This is a genomic window from Aliivibrio finisterrensis, assembly GCF_008933155.1.
GTDB classification, from domain to species: domain Bacteria; phylum Pseudomonadota; class Gammaproteobacteria; order Enterobacterales; family Vibrionaceae; genus Aliivibrio; species Aliivibrio finisterrensis.
On record NZ_WBVP01000001.1, the window covers coordinates 91,259 to 107,745 of the forward strand.

Sequence of the window (16,487 nt, forward strand, 5' to 3'; positions counted from 1 at the left end):
AACCCTTAGATGGTCAAATAACATACAATTAATTTTCTTAGCTAAACCCCATGAAAATATCTTACTAATTGAATTAAATGCTCTTTTTCGACTTAATTTTTAATGTAAATTATTTGTCAATTTTTTTGACTTACTCCATTTATCATATTCATAGATATCATCTCGAAATTGAACTTGGTTCTTTTCATCAATCCACGCAGTTTGATAAATCGTATATACCGAGATTGTTTGAGACAAAATCGCTTCTTTCGTTTCAGGTAATTGATGATAATTATGATACTCTTTTTTAGAAAAATGGGACTCTTTCATTAAGAGTTGGGCGAACTCCGAAGCTCTTTCAACACGAATACACCCTGAACTATAAGCTCTCGTTTGTTTTCTAAAAAGTGATTTGGAAGGCGTATCATGCAAATAAATAGCATTTCGATTAGGTGTATTAAATTTATAACGACCAAGCGCATTACTATCACCAGATTTTTGTCTCAACTTATAAGGAAAGGTTTCAATACTCATTTGTTCCCAATCGATATCTTCAATAGGAATAACCTCATCACTTAACCAAGTGGGTACAATTTCAAAGTTTTGTGCTTGTAAAAAGCCTTTATCGTTATATGCTTTTGGCAAAATATCTTCTTTCATAATTTTCGTTGGTACCTTCCAACTAGGATTGAAAACGATGGAATTAAGATATGTCGAAAACAATGGCGTTTTTCTTGCCAGTTTCCCTACAATCACTTTACTGTGAAACAGCAGCTCATCTTCTTTCCAATATTGCATTTCATAAGATGGGATATTCACAAGCACAAAACGCGCTTTTTTATTTTCCCATAAGCGTAATCGCTGAATATTTAATGCCATGATACGAACACGCTCTTTTGCCGACATGTTCAACCAATATTTAGTCTTAGGGCCAATTATCCCATCAGGCAACAACCCGTGGCGCTTTTGAAAACGTTTTATAACATCAACAAGTTCTAAATTATAAAGACCATTATCATGTGATAAGAGTTCTCTGCTTTCTTCTTTCGTCAGCTCTCCGGCAACATAAAGACGATTAACCAGTGAAACATAAGAGATCTCTTGGTTAGGCCTTATAAGTTTAGAAGAGGTTAGTTTCTCAATTGGCTCACCATAAGGATCATAATAGCTGAACAACTGTCCGTAAAACTCCTCGTACATCTCTGAATTAGGAGCTAAAGTTTTGGTAAGGTAATCCAATCGTTCACCAGTAAAAGCAGTATTTATTGAAGAGATAACCTGTGGGTGGGGTTCACCTATATGCTCATCAAGGCGACTACCAAAAAACCAACCGCTTCCTCTTTTTGGTATTTTAGATTGATAGGTAAGAAGATAAATTAAGGTATCTGTTGCTAAAATATCGTATTCCAGTTCTTTTGAATTCTGTAAATGATAGTAGCGTTGCTCAAGAGCATTATTAAGATCAGCAAGAACCAATAACGCCAATTGATTTTCTAAGTTTTTCCGCGCCTTTGGTGAGTACCATTTCAGCTGTTCATTTTGATAAAAACGAGAAACTAATTCTGGATAAAATAACTGTGCTTCCTGCTGATCAATATAGCGACTTGCTTGAGTTAAAGCCTGAGCATTAAGTGGCATAAGTATAAGAAAAACGGAAAATAAAATAATCACTCTAACCATGAAAGCCCCCCCAAATAACACGCTACTACTTTGATAGTAGTATGCATACGTTAAATATCAAGTTGATAGGCTTCATTCACTTTAGGGTAAGATAAAAAAAGGCCAAATAATTTGACCTTTTCTTAAGACATTATGGCGCTGCTTTATTGAACAACCTCGCCACTTTCAATAACTGTCTTGCGCACTATTTTTGTAAACTCGATCACTTCTTGGCGGATTTTACCTTCATCAACCGTTAGCATTTCACGATCTTTCATCAAGATATTACCATCAACAATAGTATGACGAACGTTGCCTGAATTTGCAGAATAAACTAGTGCAGAATAAGGATTATATACTGGCAGCATATTTGGTGCTTTCGTATCAACAACAATAATGTCTGCTAGCTTACCAACTTCAATAGAGCCTATTTTATCTTCCATATGAAGCGCTTTAGCTGCACCCATCGTTGCCATATCAATAACCTTGATTGGAGGCATTGCTGCACGATCTTTATTTACTAATTTATGAACTTTAGCAACTTGGTTAAACTCATCAATAATACTTAATGTATTGCCTGACATCGGACCATCGGTTCCTAAGCCAATACGAACACCTTCATCGTACATTTTAAGTGCAGGAGATACACCTTTAGCCGATTTAATGTTAGCACTCATATTATGAGCAACGCCCATATCAGACTCTTTAACTAACTCAATGTCTTTATCATCAATAAGAATCATATGAGCACCAATCAGGTTCTTATTAAGCGCGCCAATACTGTGCATATACTCTACTGGAGACATCCCATTAGAACGCTCTGCTATCACTTCTTCTTCACGATGAGATTCTGCTAAGTGGATCATGACTGGAACATCTAGCTCTAATGACAGTTTCGCAATTTTTTGTAACGTCTCTGTAGTATTAGTGTATGGGGCATGAGGAGCAAACGCTGGTGTGATACGAGGATGATCTTTATATTCTTCAATAAAGTTTAATGCGTATTGAATACCTTCATCTGCATTTGCTGCATCAGCAACCGGAAATTTAATAACACTCTCACCTAAGATTGCTCGCATACCAATTTTGTCGACTGTCTTTGCTACTTCGTCTTCAAAATAATACATATCCGCATAAGTAGTTACTCCACCCTTCACCATCTCTACGTTACCTAGATTAGCACCAATGCGAACCATATCGCGTGACACTAACTTTTTCTCTAGTGGAAAAATATAACGATGTAAGCGGTCAGGAACATCATCACCTAATGAACGAAAAACAGTCATTGAAGCGTGAGTATGTGTATTAATTAAACCGGGTAGAACAATATCACCATCAACATCTAATACGGTTTTTGCTTCATAGTTTTTTGCAATACTTTCATCACCAACTGCAACAATTTTATTACCTTTGATGGCAATTACGCCATTATCAAACGTTTGCTTAGATTCATTCATTGTAAGCAATGTTGCATCTTTGATCAGTAAATCAACTTGTTGTACTGCCAGCGTAGAAAAACTAGTTGCTGCTATAGCAATGGCAACTAAGGTTTTTTTTAAATACATAAATATACTCACTAAAGAAAAAAAATAGCTAGATTTCAGAAACGGATGATATACGTGACATTCCTTTTATCAAGTGAATTATCAATAAACAGCCCTACCTTATTCTCAAAGTAGTGACCAATGTCATACTTTTAAATATTCAGCGAGGGGTGAGAATTATTGCAAATAATACCCTTGCTGCTATTTTGCAGCTAAGTCGGAAGGTAAGGTTGATAAAGGTATCGAAGGAAAAACATTCACTCAACAAGTGAATAGTTAAATAAGTGTACCAAAAAATGTAAATATATTAAGAGAGCTAGCTTGCTCTCTCTGTTCATTCAAGTAAATGTCTTTATAATGCCTATACATTTTTTTCACACTTTTGAGTTATGAAGCCTTACTGTTTTTATTTTTTATTTTTTATTTCATTGTTTCCTTTGGAGAGCAAAGCAGAGGAGGAACCTAATGAGTTATCTCTTTACTCTGTAAACACGGGATCATTTCTCTATCATTTAGTACCCTACGATCCTGACTCTCATCAATACTTTGGTAATCAATACTTTTCTGTTGAGCGTAAATTTTCTGCTGACTCTGATTACAGCTTCATGCTAGGTACTTTTTTAAACAGCCAAGCGAATCGCTGTATGCTTATTGGTGTCCGAAAAGACTGGTATCGTGTAAATAGCAAACTTGTGATTAAAGGGATGTATTCGTACGCAGGTGAGTTCTTTATCGATGCATTTGAAGACTGTGGTGATGGTGGGATATATAAGACATCAAAAGAAAAAGTTGGCGTTGCATTTGCCCCATACATTTATCATGCAGCACAATACAACTTTACTGACTATTTTGGCGTAGAAGCTGGCTTTATCCTGCCCGGGATTATCGTAATGAGTATGCAATGGAGTTTCTAACTTCATAACAATACTAGTACTAACCATATAATGCAGCTAATAAATACAAAAAAACCACGACTCATCAAATGATAGTCGTGGTTTTTTATGGTAAAACGAAAAAGCTTATTCGCTTTCTACTTCAGCTTCACCGCGTAAATTCTGTTGCACGCCTTGTAAAAAGTTACGTAGAACTTGGTCTTTACAAATACGGTAGTGTTTATGATCTGCTTTACGGAAGAAAGCACTCAGTTCGTGCTTGCTTAAACGGAAGTTAACTAACTTCATTAAGTCTAAAACGTCATCTGCTTTTAAGTTTAAAGCAATTTGTAATTTTTTCAGTATGATGTTGTTTGTTAGTTTTTCTTCAGGCTTTGGTTGCTCGCCTTCACGCTTACCACGACGATCATTAATTAAACCATTTAGAAACGTTGCTAATTGAACATCTTGACAACTTTTGTAGTCTTTATCGTCATCCGCTTTTAACCAGTTACATACTTCTTCACGAGTTACTTTAAGATCAGCGGCACCAAACAGTGCGATCATCTTAGTATCATCAAAATCAAAAGCGTAACGAATGCGTCGTAAAATGTCGTTATTAGTCAAGGTAAATCCTAAATGTATTAAATTTAAATTAGGTGCAGACTATAACTTGTAATCCACTTTGGTAAAAGATTTATGTGATCTATACGTACAAAAAAACCCGAGACAAACTCGGGTTTTATTCATTTCCATCAAATGTTACATTTGACGTAAAGCGTCAATGCGTTTCTCAAGAGGTGGATGGCTCATTAGCAGTTCTGTTAACGACTTTTTGCCGTTAATACCAAATGCCATCATAGAACCTTCTAGATGAGACTCTTGACTCATGCGTAAGCGCTCTAATGCCGCGATCATTTTCTCTTTACCAACCAACTGTGCAGCACCTGCATCAGCATGGAATTCGCGATGACGGCTAAACCACATCGTTAAGAAGCTTGCTAAGAAACCAAACGCAAGTTCAAGTACAGTAGAAACAATAAAATACGTCATAAAACTGCCACCTTCGCCCTCACCTTCTTCATCGTTTGACGTAAAACCACTAACAGCATTTGCGATCATACGTGATAAGAAAATAACAAAAGTATTCACTACACCTTGCATTAACGTCATTGTAATCATGTCACCATTTGCAATATGGCTCACTTCGTGTGCTAATACCGCTTCTGCTTCATCACGAGTCATGCTATGTAATAACCCAGTAGATACCGCAACCAATGAATCATCACGCTTTGCACCAGTAGCAAAAGCATTCATATCAGGCGAGTCGTAAATTGCAACCGTTGGCATACCGATACCAACTTGCTGCGCTTGACGAGATACCGTCTGCATTAACCAATGTTCAGTTTCATTTCGAGGCTGTTCAATAACCTCACCACCTACTGAACGTAATGCCATTGATTTTGACATCATTAGAGAAACTAACGAACCACCAAAACCGAACAATACAGCCATAACAAGTAAACCAGAAAGGCTACCTTGTTGAATCCCCGTAACCGCATAAACAATATTCAGAACAATACTGAATACAATCATCACAGCTAAGTTTGTTGCTAAAAACAGCGCAATACGCTTCATTTATCTTTCTCTCCGGTTAATAATTAATTCAACTCATTTATTTTTTTATTTTGAATTGGACCCAAACGCATCTAGCACGCTTAATAAGTATACCCATAAGATAGTGCCATTTCCTATAAACACAAGGGCTTGACGCACTTTGATACACTTTCTTATCTCCTATTTACCTTTATTCACTACTTTTTAAACAACTAAAGCCTGAATGGTAAATTAAGAGGGTTAGACTTAAGTCTTATTGCACGCTTTTTTATTTAGGTTTAACTTGTCCTTAATGAATCAAAATAAATAATGCTCAAGGACCGAACATGACTGAGAAAGAAAGTTACCTAATGGCGATTGACATGCTTTGTTGTCATCTGGGGTTATCAAAAGAAGAAGCCCAAAAGCAATTGGGAATTGAGGATCAATCTAATATTGAAAGTCAGATTGCTGATACTCAAGAAGCGTTGATGGGTTTATATCGCTAATTAAAATACAGCACATACAAAAAAGGCAGCTTACTAACTAATAGTAAGTTGCCTTTTGCTATTTTATTAATAGAAACTTATGCAGTAACTGCAGCTGTTTCTTTTGCTTTCATTTCACCAACAGGTAATACAGTACGACCGTATTCACCATTAATGACTTGAGCCATAGAGAAGTACATAGCACTTAAACCACAGAATAGACCAACATAACCAGCCATGTGGCCAATTACTACACTACCTGTGAAATCACGAGCTGAAAGCAATGCGAACAAGATAGTTAAGCTACCAAATACAACTTGCTTAGCACGTGGGTAGTTGAATGTCCCTAAGAATAAGAAGAATGTTAATACACCCCACATTGCAAGATACCACCCCATGAATGCTGCTGACGTTGCTTGGCCAAGACCCATTTCTGGCATAAGAATTAAGCCAACAAGAGATAACCAGAAGAAACCGTAAGAAGTAAATGCGGTAGTACCAAATGTATTACCCTTTTTATACTCCATGATGCCTGCGATTACTTGTGCAAGACCACCGTAAAAAATACCCATTGATAAGATCGCTGTATTTAAAGGAAAGAAACCAGCATTATGCAGGTTTAATAACACAGTTGTCATACCAAAAGCCATTAAGCCTAATGGTGCTGGGTTTGCAAGTTTGTTTGACATGCCGAAGCCTCAAAAAAAAGTGTAATGATTAAAAAATGTTTTAGGAAGCGCATTCTATTTACGAGCACCAAAGATCACAACTATCATTTATGAAATCTTACATTTCATTTATTGCATTCTTAAATTTAAATCGGAATTGATAATTTTTATAGCTCACCGTATTCAGTTTTCCTCTTCTATTTAGACAGCATTCTTAATTACGATTACACTAGAGCTCCTGCATAATAATTGAGAACCTACATGGAATTAGTGTTTTCCCTACTACAGCAATTAAGCGTTTATCTTGTGCTTGCTTATTTATTAAGTAAGACACCGCTATTTCTTCCTATTACGACTATTTCAGGGCGTTGGAGTCATCGCTTTCTTTGTTACATCATCTTTTCAGGCTTCTGTATTTTAGGTACTTATTTTGGCCTTGCTATTCAAGATGCGATTGCTAATACAAGAGCAATTGGTGCTGTAATGGGAGGAGTACTAGGTGGACCTTTAGTTGGATTTTTTGTCGGTCTAACAGGTGGTTTACACCGCTACTCTATGGGAGGATTTACCGATCTAGCCTGCGCAATATCAACGACTACAGAAGGCTTATTAGGTGGTTTATTTCATTTGTACTTTGTTAGAAAAAATCAGATAGAACAATTATTTAGACCTAGAACCGTGTTAATGATTGCCTTTATTGCAGAGCTATTACAAATGACCATAATTCTAATCGTTGCCAAACCATTTGATCAGGCTTATGAACTTGTCTCCTCTATCATTTTACCTATGGTTGTTGCCAACTCAGTTGGGGCCGCCATGTTTATGAGTATTATCCAAGATAGAAAAGCCATTTATGAAAAATACTCTGCCGCATTCTCTAATAAAGCACTAAACATCGCCCAACGTTCTGTTGGAATATTAAGCCAAGGCTTCAACCAAGAAAACAGTGAACAAATCGCAAAAATAATCTATGAAGAAACGGGTGTAGGCGCTGTTTCTATTACTGATAAAGAGAAAATATTAGCCTTTATTGGTATTGGTGATGATCATCACTTACCAGGCACTCCTATTGCCTCTGATTACACACGAAAAGCCATAAAGCAGAGTAAAGTAATGTACATCGATGGGGGCGAACACCCCTATCAATGCTCTATTGATGAAAAATGCAAACTCGGCTCAGCACTCGTTATTCCACTTATTGGTGCGAATAATGAGGTGATTGGCACCATAAAACTGTATGAGCCAAAACTGAAACTATTTTCCTATATCAACATAACGCTGGGAGAAGGCATCGCCAAATTACTCTCCAACCAAATTTTAACGGGTCGTTATTTACAGCAGCAATCTTTACTTACTCAAGCAGAATTGCGCCTATTACAAGCTCAAGTGAATCCTCACTTCCTGTTTAATGCGTTAAATACGATTAGTGCCGTTATTCGACGAGATCCAACTCGTGCTCGAGAATTAATTCAGCACTTATCACAATTTTTCCGTAGAAATTTAAAACAGAACTTTGAGCAAGTCACCTTAAAAGAAGAATTACATCACGTACAATCCTACTTAGAGATTGAGCTAGCACGATTTGCAGACAGACTGACAGTCGACGTAAGTATTGACGAAAAACTGTACGATTTAAAATTACCCACATTCACCTTGCAACCCTTAGTTGAGAACGCCATCAAACATGGTACTTCGAATATGTTTGAAAATGGCGAAATAAAAATTATAGGTTATCTATCTCATCACCAAGTGATCCTTGAGGTAATTGATAATGCAGGGCTATATACTGAGAAAACAAGCAGTGATGGTTTAGGCACTACCATTGTTGATAAACGTTTAAAAAATCAATTTGGCGACGCTTTTGGGCTGACTTTATCATGCATTGAGAATCAACAAACCAAAGCCACCATCCATTTACCATTAGAGACGATAAATCATGCTTAAAGCCATTGTGATTGACGACGAACTGTTTGCTCGCGAAGAGTTAATTGAACAATTAAACGAGGTAGGTCACATCGACATTATTGCAGAATGTGGTAATGCTATTGACGGGTTAAAGCAAATAAATCAACTAAAACCTGATGTGGTATTTCTTGATATTCAAATGCCTAAAATTACAGGAATGGATTTAATCAGCATGCTTGATCCTGAGACCATGCCAAATATCGTTTTTGTTACCGCTTATGATGAATTTGCAGTAAAAGCCTTTGAAGATAACGCCTTTGATTATTTACTCAAACCGATAGAGCCTTGCCGCCTTAAAAAAACCGTAAAACGATTATTAGCAGCCGAAACCAAACTCGACCTCACTCCTATTATCACGCCTGAAATTGAGTTAATCCCCTGCTCTGGGCACAACCGCATTCTTCTTTTACCGTCTAAAGAGATTGAGGTTGCCAGTATTCAAGCGGCAGGCGTTGAGCTTGTAACCAAATCAGAGAAAGCTTGCACACAATTGACATTAAAAGTCCTTGAAGAAAAGACCCCGCTTATCCGCTGCCATCGACAGTTTTTAATTAACCCTCACTTTATTAGAGAGATTAAACTTCATGATAATGGTACCAGTGAGATCATTACTCAAAGTGGTCATACTGCTCAAGTCAGTCGTCGGTATCTTAAAGAAATTAAAGAGCGACTAGGGATTCAATGCTAATTACAGTTTTTAATACAGCCACTTAATCAGACTTAAAACCGCTTAACATAATATAAAACCACTGAGCCCCTTATCTTAACCACTCACTTTCTTTGGGCGTGAACTCTTTACGCCCATCAGTATGATAACCACCATATTCATTTATTTATATTAACCAGTAATTCAAACAAGGAATAAATTATGGTTTGGTTTCTAACCTGTGTTGCAGCGCTTATCGGTGGTTACTTCATCTACGGTGCATTTATTGAAAAAGTCTTTGGTATTAAAGAAGACAGAAAAACCCCCGCTCACACAAAAACAGATGGCGTAGATTTTGTTCCAATGTCAACACCAAAAGTCTACCTAGTTCAACTTCTTAATATTGCAGGCGTCGGTCCAATTTTTGGCCCAATCATGGGTGCCCTTTACGGCCCTGCAGCTATGTTATGGATTGTCCTTGGTTGTATTTTTGCAGGTGCGGTACACGATTATTTCTCAGGAATGCTATCTGTCCGTAATGGTGGAGCCTCTGTTCCTACCATTACAGGTAAGTACCTAGGCAATGGTGCAAAGCACTTCATGAACGTGTTTGCCATTGTTCTATTGCTTCTTGTTGGTGTGGTATTCGTGTCTGCTCCTGCAAGCATGCTAACCAACCTAATGAATGACCAATTTGATTTAGGTATCACAATGACGGCGATGGTTGTTATCATTTTTGGATACTACATCTTGGCGACCATTGTACCAGTTGATAAAATTATCGGACGCTTCTATCCGCTATTTGGTGCTCTACTAATCTTCATGTCTGTTGGCTTAATTTCTGCAATCGCACTATCAAGTGATCATTCTGTGCTTGGTGGCTACGAGCCAAGTGAGATGTTTACCAACATGAACCCGAACGACTTACCATTGTGGCCTGCACTATTTATCACTATCGCTTGTGGCGCTATCTCTGGTTTCCACGCAACGCAATCTCCGCTAATGGCGCGTTGTATGGAAAATGAAAAGAATGGCCGTTTTGTATTCTACGGCGCAATGATTGGTGAAGGTATTATCGCTCTGATCTGGTGTGCTATCGCTCTGTCTTTCTTTGATGGTATGGAAGCACTTCAAGCAGCGGTTTCAAACGGTGGTCCTGGTAATGTAGTTTACGCATCATCATTTGGTCTTCTAGGTACATTTGGTGGCATCCTAGCGTTCTTAGGCGTAGTTATTCTACCAATTACCTCTGGCGATACTGCATTCCGCTCAAGCCGTTTAATACTTGCTGAATATTTCAACATGGAGCAGAAAACACTGCGTAACCGTCTACTCATGGCGCTTCCACTGTTCGTTCTTGGTGGTATCTTAACTCAAGTAGATTTCGGCATTATCTGGCGTTACTTCGGTTTTGCTAACCAAACAACGGCTGTAATGATGCTATGGACCGCTTCTGCTTACTTACTTCGTCACAACAAGTTACATTGGGTTGCGACGGTACCAGCGGTATTCATGACAAGCGTATGTATCACATTCATCTTAAATAACAGTCAACTTGGTTTTGGTTTACCGATGACACTATCAACCATTACCGGTGTGGTTTCAGCGTTTGTAATTGCTGGTTTGATTATTGTGAAATCAAAAGGCAAAGGTGAAATTGATTCAGAAGAAGAAAGTCTTCAATCTTAAACTAACGTTATAACCTTCCCCCTATAACGTTAGACTTAAACCGGACCATTAATCGTGGTTCGGTTTTTTATACCCAAATAAAAAGCGCCAGTGGTAGTAACCACTGGCGCTTTATATAATTTAATTAGTTGCTTTGTTTTATGAAGAGCGTTACTTCTGTTTCGCAGCAATCGCGGCGTAATCACCAAGTAATTTAGATAAAATTGGCAACCAATTTAACGCATCTGTCGGTGGTTTCGCTAAAATCTTCTCAACCAATTCACAGTGCTCTTCTAACGATACCGCTTCTTCTAAATTAAATAGCATTGCATAGGTATGCCATAAAACAAGACGCATCATTCGTAAGCTGTTTTGTTGTGAATTTTCAGACTCAGAAAACGCATGAGTCACTTCACCAAGTGCAACAGCGGCAAGACGTAACATCGCGTCTAATTGAGCCGTTTGCATACGATCTTGATCTGCTGTTTCTTCTTGTTCAAAAGTGAAAATCTCTTGGATTGTCTCTTCTGGCACCATACGACTAATCACACGATGGCTAAACTCTTCAAGCTCATGGCGTGGCATTGTTACTAAACAAGAGAAAGTATAATCACGTTCCATTTTTCTCTCCTACTTTTTAAGCTTAGTAATGCCAGCTTTCTTTTGGATCACATTTTTCAAACGCATACGACGTTCTGCAGAAGCCTGATCTTGATTCACATTAGTCGCGTTATTTGTACGACCTTTACGATCTTTAAAACCTGCTTTCGTATTTACTTTTTCAATATACGCATCACGACTCTTAGGCTCGTAACCTGGTTGAACGACACGGTGAATACGTTGCTGAATTAGTGTTTCAACTTGAACAACCGTTAGCTCTTCTTCGCGACTAACAAACGAAATAGCATGACCTTTTTTACCCGCACGACCAGTACGACCAATACGGTGAACATAGTCTTCTGCCAAGAATGGCATATCGTAGTTAATTACGTGTGGTAAATCAGCAATATCAAGGCCGCGAGCAGCAACATCGGTTGCAACCATTACGCGAGCTTTGCCTTCTTTAAACTCTTCTAACGCACGACGACGAGCACTTTGTGCTTTATCACCATGACAAATAACCGCTTTAATACCATCAAGCTTAAGCTCTTTAACGATGTTGTTTGCTGTTTCTTTGTAGTTTACAAATACCAGCACTTGTTGCCAGTTTTTACGACCAATCAACTCAGAAAGTAATTCTGTTTTACGCTCTTCATCAACCGGATAAACCACATGAGCAATTGTTGTTGCTGTCATGTTTTCACGGTCTACTGAGATGCGCTTAGGACGACGTAAAATATCACTCGCTAATTTGTTCATTTGTGCAGAAGACGTCGCAGAAAACAACATGATTTGTGGCGCTGTATTTACTTCCATCATGATGTTACGAATCGCATTAACAAAGCCCATATCCAACATGCGGTCAGCTTCATCAAATACTAAAAATTCAAGATTCGCGATAGAAATATTGCCTTCTTCAAGGTGCTCTTGAAGACGGCCAGGAGTGGCAACTAAAATATCAACACCCGGATCTAATGCTCTCTCTTGAGAAGACATTTTTTTACCACCAAATACCGCCGTTACTGATAGCGATGTGTATTTTGTGTAATCCGCAATGTTTACTGCGATTTGCTCTGCTAGTTCACGCGTTGGCGCTAAAATCAGAGCGCGAGCTGAACGACGCGTTGCTGTTTTTTTCGAATCAAGCAATTGCTGAATCACTGGCAATGCAAACGCGGCCGTTTTACCTGTACCCGTTTGAGCATTTGCAAGAATATCATGACCTTTACGTGCCAAAGGAATAGCTTTTTGCTGGATTGGGGTTAATTTCTGATAACCACATTCAGTTAATGCTTTTACGACTTCAGGTGCGAAACCTTGAGATGAAAATGACATAAAGTGGATTCCTTAAGCGAACAGTCTATGTATTCAGTGGATAATAATTTAGCCGCGCATTATAAATGATTTACGGTGAGTTAGCGCACATTTTTTGTTATTCCATCATAAAAAAAGGCAGAAACACTGAAGTATTTCTGCCTTTTTATCTATTTCGTTTTAAAACGACCCGATTAGTGAAGTTTTAAGTTTGGACGAAGTACTCGGTTAATACGGCCAACCAACATAATCAAGGTTGTTTTAAACACACCATGCAATGCAATCTGATGCATACGATATAAAGAAATGTACACCACGCGAGCAATACGACCCTCAACCATCATTGAGCCTTTTGTCAGGTTCCCCATTAAGCTACCAACCGTTGAGAAGTTACTTAATGAAACCAAAGATCCGTGATCTTTATACACATACGGCTTCATTTCACGATCAGTCATCTTAGCCACAATGTTCTTAAACGCATGGCTTGCCATTTGGTGTGCCGCTTGCGCACGAGGAGGAACAAAACCACCCTCAGGCTTTTCACATGATGCCAAATCACCAATAACAAAAATATCGTCATCACGCGTTGTTTGTAGCGTTGGTTTAACAACAAGTTGATTAATACGGTTCGTTTCTAAGCCTGCGATGTCTTTAATGAAATCAGGTGCTTTAATACCCGCAGCCCATACCATGATTTGAGCAGGGATAAGCTCACCATCTTTAGTATGTAAACCTTCAGAGTCGGCCTTTGTTACCATTGTCGTCGTACGAACATTAACACCAAGTTTAGTTAACTCGCTGTGAGCCGCAGCAGAGATGCGCGGTGGTAATGCAGGGAGAATACGCTCACCCGCTTCTACAAGGTTTACGTTTAGCTTTGCAGAATCCAAATCGCCAAAGCCGTATAAACGTAGCTCTTTAACCGCATTATGTAACTCAGCAGACAGTTCAACACCCGTAGCACCAGCACCAACAATCGCAATATCTACGGTTTTTTGTGTTGGGTGCATATGAAGCTTTAAGAACTGGTTGTTCATTTCAGTGCGGAAACGATGAGCTTGCTCTGGGCTATCTAGGAAGATACAGTTTTCACGAACACCCGGAGTATTAAAATCATTTGATGTTGAGCCAATCGCAAGGATCAGGTAATCGTATTCGATTTCTCTTGTCGGAATAAGAACCTCGTCATGCTCATCTTTAATTTCAGCCAGCGTGATGAATTTACGCTCACGGTTGATATCGCATAAGCTGCCCATTTGGAAATCAAACGAATGGTTTTTTGCATGTGCACGGTAACTGATTGCATCAACACCTTCATCTAAAGAACCCGTTGCTACTTCATGAAGTAATGGTTTCCATAAATGGCTCGCTTTACGATCAACCAAAATAACTTCTGCACGACCTTTACGACCTAGTGTACGACCAAATTTAGTAGCAAGCTCTAGACCACCAGCTCCACCACCAACAATAACAATCTTAGTCATTGCAATCTTTCCTCTAAAAAATAAAACGGCATCAACCTGAGCGACTCAGATTAAAAAATGTGTGCTCTCTACTTTTTCATTATAGACTATCGTAAAAAGTAAGAGTCTTGAGGAAACAGCGTTCACGTTACGCTAATTTTGAGCAATGTATGCTTCTTGTCTTTGTTTTAGACCAATGTAATTCATTAGATGATTACATTGGTATGAACATTATATATCTGCATTTCGGATGTTATCAAGCAGATATAGATGTTATAGAGAAGATTTCTTTTGAGGTGTAAAATAAATGAAGGAGTTGTGTTATTTTGTTACGAGAGATTGCTTCTTTGGTTTAGATCAAAAAACCTCACGATATTGTGAGGTTTTTATCATGTTGCAACCGTTTTTTATATCTAGATCGAATTTACCAAACAGGCACTAGATTAAGGTTTCGGCTTCTTTAAACTCTTTCATTACCTGCAAATGCTGAGAGATCTTTTTGAACTTATGTGTTTCATTTTCATCCCAAATGATTTGGTAATAAGGCTCAAGCTCTACTGCTGTTTCTGCATTATCACGTATTTCATCGCTCTTAGATAAAATACATAAACAATGTTCTTTATTCTTTTGGCGGAATTTTTCTACGCACTTAGTCGCAATGTCAGCATACTCTTCAGGACGATCAATACGTCCTTCCATATTCACTTCGGGGTGCAAATTAGGATTAAAAATAACCTGACGGATCCCACATAAAAAGCCAATACGTTCAGCCCAAAAGCCACCAAGACCTACACCACAGATAATTGGGTTTGGATCGCCAGCTTGCTCAATAACCTTATGCACTTCTTTTAATAAGTGCTGCATATCATGCTTAGGATGCAGAGTGCTGTAATTAATGAAACGAACATCTTCATCGATAAATTGAAGCTGTACCACTTTCTCATGATTACCAGGGCTTGTTGAGTCAAAGCCGTGAAGATAAATAATCATGTTTCCCCCTGTTCCTGAATAAGAATTAGTCCATATAAGTAAATTTAATCTACCATGAAAATTATGGTTTTAAAGCCATTAACTTAAGCAAAACTGAGAACAGTGATCTAGCCTAGATAATTACCGATTTATTTTTTAATTAATGGCATTAATTTCTTTAACTTGCTCATTTCTCGTTCAGCCAACTCTTGATAGCACGCATCTTTCAGTAACTGATGGCCTAGAGAAAACCATAACGCCCCCATAAAACAAACCCAAGGCGTCCACTTATTCACCGCTTGCTTCCATTTGTTTTCATCAAAACCTCGTAGCAGGCAATAACGGTGAATAACCTCATCAGCATCAAACTGATTAGCAATGATCATGGTTGCTAAGTCTTGGCTTGGATCTCCGATGGAAGCGTATTCCCAATCAATCAACCCATACCCTTTCTCTTTGACAATAATATTATAAGCGCCAATGTCGAAGTGGCATAAACAAGGAGTAAATAAAGGCCGTTCTTCCTCTTGAGAGAAGTAATCAACATAAACTTGCATTTCACTTGTTTGGTTTTCTGGTTCTAATGATGACCAATAACTCAAAATACGTGATTTTAAGCTCATCACATCATTTTTAACTTCATCGTTAAACCCATCCAAAGCAAGTTGATGAACTGATACTAATAGTTCAACCCCAACGTCTTTGGCTTTATCCAGCTCAATCACATCACCCTTAAACCATTCAACCAATAAACCCTCATCATTTGAGCCGTAAACATTGGGAGCAAAAGACACTGTTTGCAATGCTGTTAATATGACTTGTTCTTTGTCTCTATTTGCCCCAAGTACTTTCGCTTGCTCAGATACTGGACGCCAGACAAAAGTACCTTCCTTCGCTTCAACTTTCAAACAGGCATTAGTTAATCCACCAGACAGTAACGATACTTTGTTAGTATTTAACCCAAAGCCATCAAAATTAATATCCATATCTACTCCATAAATCTCGTAATAACATAAGCTTATAAAAGTTTATCACAATTAACCAAGCGCTTTTATT

15 protein-coding genes are annotated in these 16,487 nt (G+C 38.2%); 5 read left to right on the forward strand and 10 right to left on the reverse strand.

Features of this window, described 5'->3' with window-relative positions; translation table 11 throughout:
- Positions 1-99: 99 nt before the first annotated feature.
- Both F8B77_RS00385 and F8B77_RS00390 read right to left on the reverse strand, forming a co-directional pair.
- Positions 100-1,659 carry a L,D-transpeptidase family protein gene (locus F8B77_RS00385; protein WP_151652744.1) on the reverse strand — a complete coding sequence of 520 codons (1,560 nt, stop codon included), beginning with the start codon at positions 1,657-1,659 and terminating at the stop codon, positions 100-102.
- 143 nt (positions 1,660-1,802) lie between these two features.
- Positions 1,803-3,203: an amidohydrolase gene (locus tag F8B77_RS00390; protein WP_151652746.1), complete on the reverse strand. Its 1,401-nt coding sequence runs from the start codon at positions 3,201-3,203 to the stop codon at positions 1,803-1,805.
- Positions 3,204-3,619: 416 nt separating this feature from the next.
- On the opposite strand from F8B77_RS00390, the gene F8B77_RS00395 reads away from it, so the two are divergent.
- Complete coding sequence (locus tag F8B77_RS00395; RefSeq protein ID WP_244298150.1) at positions 3,620-4,096, forward strand: hypothetical protein; 477 nt, start codon at positions 3,620-3,622, stop codon at positions 4,094-4,096.
- Positions 4,097-4,201: 105 nt separating this feature from the next.
- Here the strand turns inward: F8B77_RS00395 and F8B77_RS00400 are convergent, their stop codons facing one another.
- Positions 4,202-4,681 (reverse strand): YehS family protein, encoded by a 480-nt coding sequence (locus F8B77_RS00400; protein ID WP_130045311.1) that lies wholly within the window; start codon positions 4,679-4,681, stop codon positions 4,202-4,204.
- A gap of 135 nt (positions 4,682-4,816) precedes the next feature.
- A complete protein-coding gene (gene htpX / locus F8B77_RS00405; protein WP_151652750.1) occupies positions 4,817-5,692 on the reverse strand; it encodes a protease HtpX in 876 nt (291 codons plus the stop codon).
- Positions 5,693-5,997: 305 nt separating this feature from the next.
- Here htpX and F8B77_RS00410 point away from each other — a divergent pair, with 305 nt between their 5' ends.
- Positions 5,998-6,159, forward strand: coding sequence for a heat-shock protein HtpX (locus F8B77_RS00410; protein WP_151652752.1), 162 nt, complete (start codon positions 5,998-6,000; stop codon positions 6,157-6,159).
- Between the two features lie 77 nt (positions 6,160-6,236).
- Here F8B77_RS00410 and F8B77_RS00415 read toward each other — a convergent pair whose 3' ends face one another.
- Complete coding sequence (locus tag F8B77_RS00415; RefSeq protein ID WP_151652754.1) at positions 6,237-6,827, reverse strand: acetate uptake transporter; 591 nt, start codon at positions 6,825-6,827, stop codon at positions 6,237-6,239.
- A 240-nt stretch (positions 6,828-7,067) separates the two neighbouring features.
- Between F8B77_RS00415 and F8B77_RS00420 the strand changes: the two genes are divergently transcribed.
- The 3 genes from F8B77_RS00420 (at position 7,068) to F8B77_RS00430 (ending at position 11,106) form a co-directional block, all read left to right on the forward strand.
- Entirely contained in the window at positions 7,068-8,750 is a 1,683-nt protein-coding gene (locus F8B77_RS00420; RefSeq protein ID WP_151652756.1) for a sensor histidine kinase, read from the forward strand.
- Positions 8,743-9,459, forward strand: coding sequence for a two-component system response regulator BtsR (gene btsR, locus F8B77_RS00425; RefSeq protein WP_151652758.1), 717 nt, complete (start codon positions 8,743-8,745; stop codon positions 9,457-9,459). The genes F8B77_RS00420 and btsR overlap by 8 nt, the downstream gene beginning before the upstream one ends.
- 180 nt (positions 9,460-9,639) lie before the next feature.
- The gene (locus F8B77_RS00430) at positions 9,640-11,106 is read left to right on the forward strand and encodes a carbon starvation CstA family protein (protein WP_151652760.1); all 1,467 of its coding nucleotides are present in this window, start codon (positions 9,640-9,642) and stop codon (positions 11,104-11,106) included.
- Positions 11,107-11,256: 150 nt separating this feature from the next.
- Here the strand turns inward: F8B77_RS00430 and F8B77_RS00435 are convergent, their stop codons facing one another.
- The 5 genes from F8B77_RS00435 to F8B77_RS00455 all read right to left on the reverse strand — a co-directional run bounded on the left by F8B77_RS00435 (position 11,257) and on the right by F8B77_RS00455 (position 16,417).
- A complete protein-coding gene (locus F8B77_RS00435; RefSeq protein WP_130049345.1) occupies positions 11,257-11,706 on the reverse strand; it encodes an exoribonuclease R in 450 nt (149 codons plus the stop codon).
- Positions 11,707-11,715: 9 nt separating this feature from the next.
- Complete coding sequence (locus tag F8B77_RS00440; RefSeq protein ID WP_151652762.1) at positions 11,716-13,020, reverse strand: DEAD/DEAH box helicase; 1,305 nt, start codon at positions 13,018-13,020, stop codon at positions 11,716-11,718.
- Between the two features lie 173 nt (positions 13,021-13,193).
- Complete coding sequence (locus tag F8B77_RS00445) at positions 13,194-14,483, reverse strand: NAD(P)/FAD-dependent oxidoreductase (protein ID WP_151652764.1); 1,290 nt, start codon at positions 14,481-14,483, stop codon at positions 13,194-13,196.
- A gap of 417 nt (positions 14,484-14,900) precedes the next feature.
- Positions 14,901-15,452 carry an alpha/beta hydrolase YcfP gene (gene ycfP / locus F8B77_RS00450; protein ID WP_130045297.1) on the reverse strand — a complete coding sequence of 184 codons (552 nt, stop codon included), beginning with the start codon at positions 15,450-15,452 and terminating at the stop codon, positions 14,901-14,903.
- A gap of 128 nt (positions 15,453-15,580) precedes the next feature.
- Positions 15,581-16,417 carry a phosphotransferase gene (locus F8B77_RS00455; protein WP_151652766.1) on the reverse strand — a complete coding sequence of 279 codons (837 nt, stop codon included), beginning with the start codon at positions 16,415-16,417 and terminating at the stop codon, positions 15,581-15,583.
- Between the last annotated feature and the right edge of the window lie 70 nt (positions 16,418-16,487).

What these genes read in the sequence shown, in the direction of transcription:
- F8B77_RS00430 (WP_151652760.1), top strand. Translation starts at nt 9,640, where the DNA reads ATGGTTTGGTTTCTAACCTGTGTTGCAGCGCTTATCGGTGGTTACTTC.
- F8B77_RS00435 (WP_130049345.1), bottom strand. Translation starts at nt 11,706, where the DNA reads ATGGAACGTGATTATACTTTCTCTTGTTTAGTAACAATGCCACGCCAT.
- htpX (WP_151652750.1), bottom strand. Translation starts at nt 5,692, where the DNA reads ATGAAGCGTATTGCGCTGTTTTTAGCAACAAACTTAGCTGTGATGATT.
- F8B77_RS00385 (WP_151652744.1), bottom strand. Translation starts at nt 1,659, where the DNA reads ATGGTTAGAGTGATTATTTTATTTTCCGTTTTTCTTATACTTATGCCA.
- F8B77_RS00445 (WP_151652764.1), bottom strand. Translation starts at nt 14,483, where the DNA reads ATGACTAAGATTGTTATTGTTGGTGGTGGAGCTGGTGGTCTAGAGCTT.
- ycfP (WP_130045297.1), bottom strand. Translation starts at nt 15,452, where the DNA reads ATGATTATTTATCTTCACGGCTTTGACTCAACAAGCCCTGGTAATCAT.
- F8B77_RS00420 (WP_151652756.1), top strand. Translation starts at nt 7,068, where the DNA reads ATGGAATTAGTGTTTTCCCTACTACAGCAATTAAGCGTTTATCTTGTG.
- btsR (WP_151652758.1), top strand. Translation starts at nt 8,743, where the DNA reads ATGCTTAAAGCCATTGTGATTGACGACGAACTGTTTGCTCGCGAAGAG.
- F8B77_RS00410 (WP_151652752.1), top strand. Translation starts at nt 5,998, where the DNA reads ATGACTGAGAAAGAAAGTTACCTAATGGCGATTGACATGCTTTGTTGT.
- F8B77_RS00415 (WP_151652754.1), bottom strand. Translation starts at nt 6,827, where the DNA reads ATGTCAAACAAACTTGCAAACCCAGCACCATTAGGCTTAATGGCTTTT.
- F8B77_RS00455 (WP_151652766.1), bottom strand. Translation starts at nt 16,417, where the DNA reads ATGGATATTAATTTTGATGGCTTTGGGTTAAATACTAACAAAGTATCG.
- F8B77_RS00390 (WP_151652746.1), bottom strand. Translation starts at nt 3,203, where the DNA reads ATGTATTTAAAAAAAACCTTAGTTGCCATTGCTATAGCAGCAACTAGT.
- F8B77_RS00440 (WP_151652762.1), bottom strand. Translation starts at nt 13,020, where the DNA reads ATGTCATTTTCATCTCAAGGTTTCGCACCTGAAGTCGTAAAAGCATTA.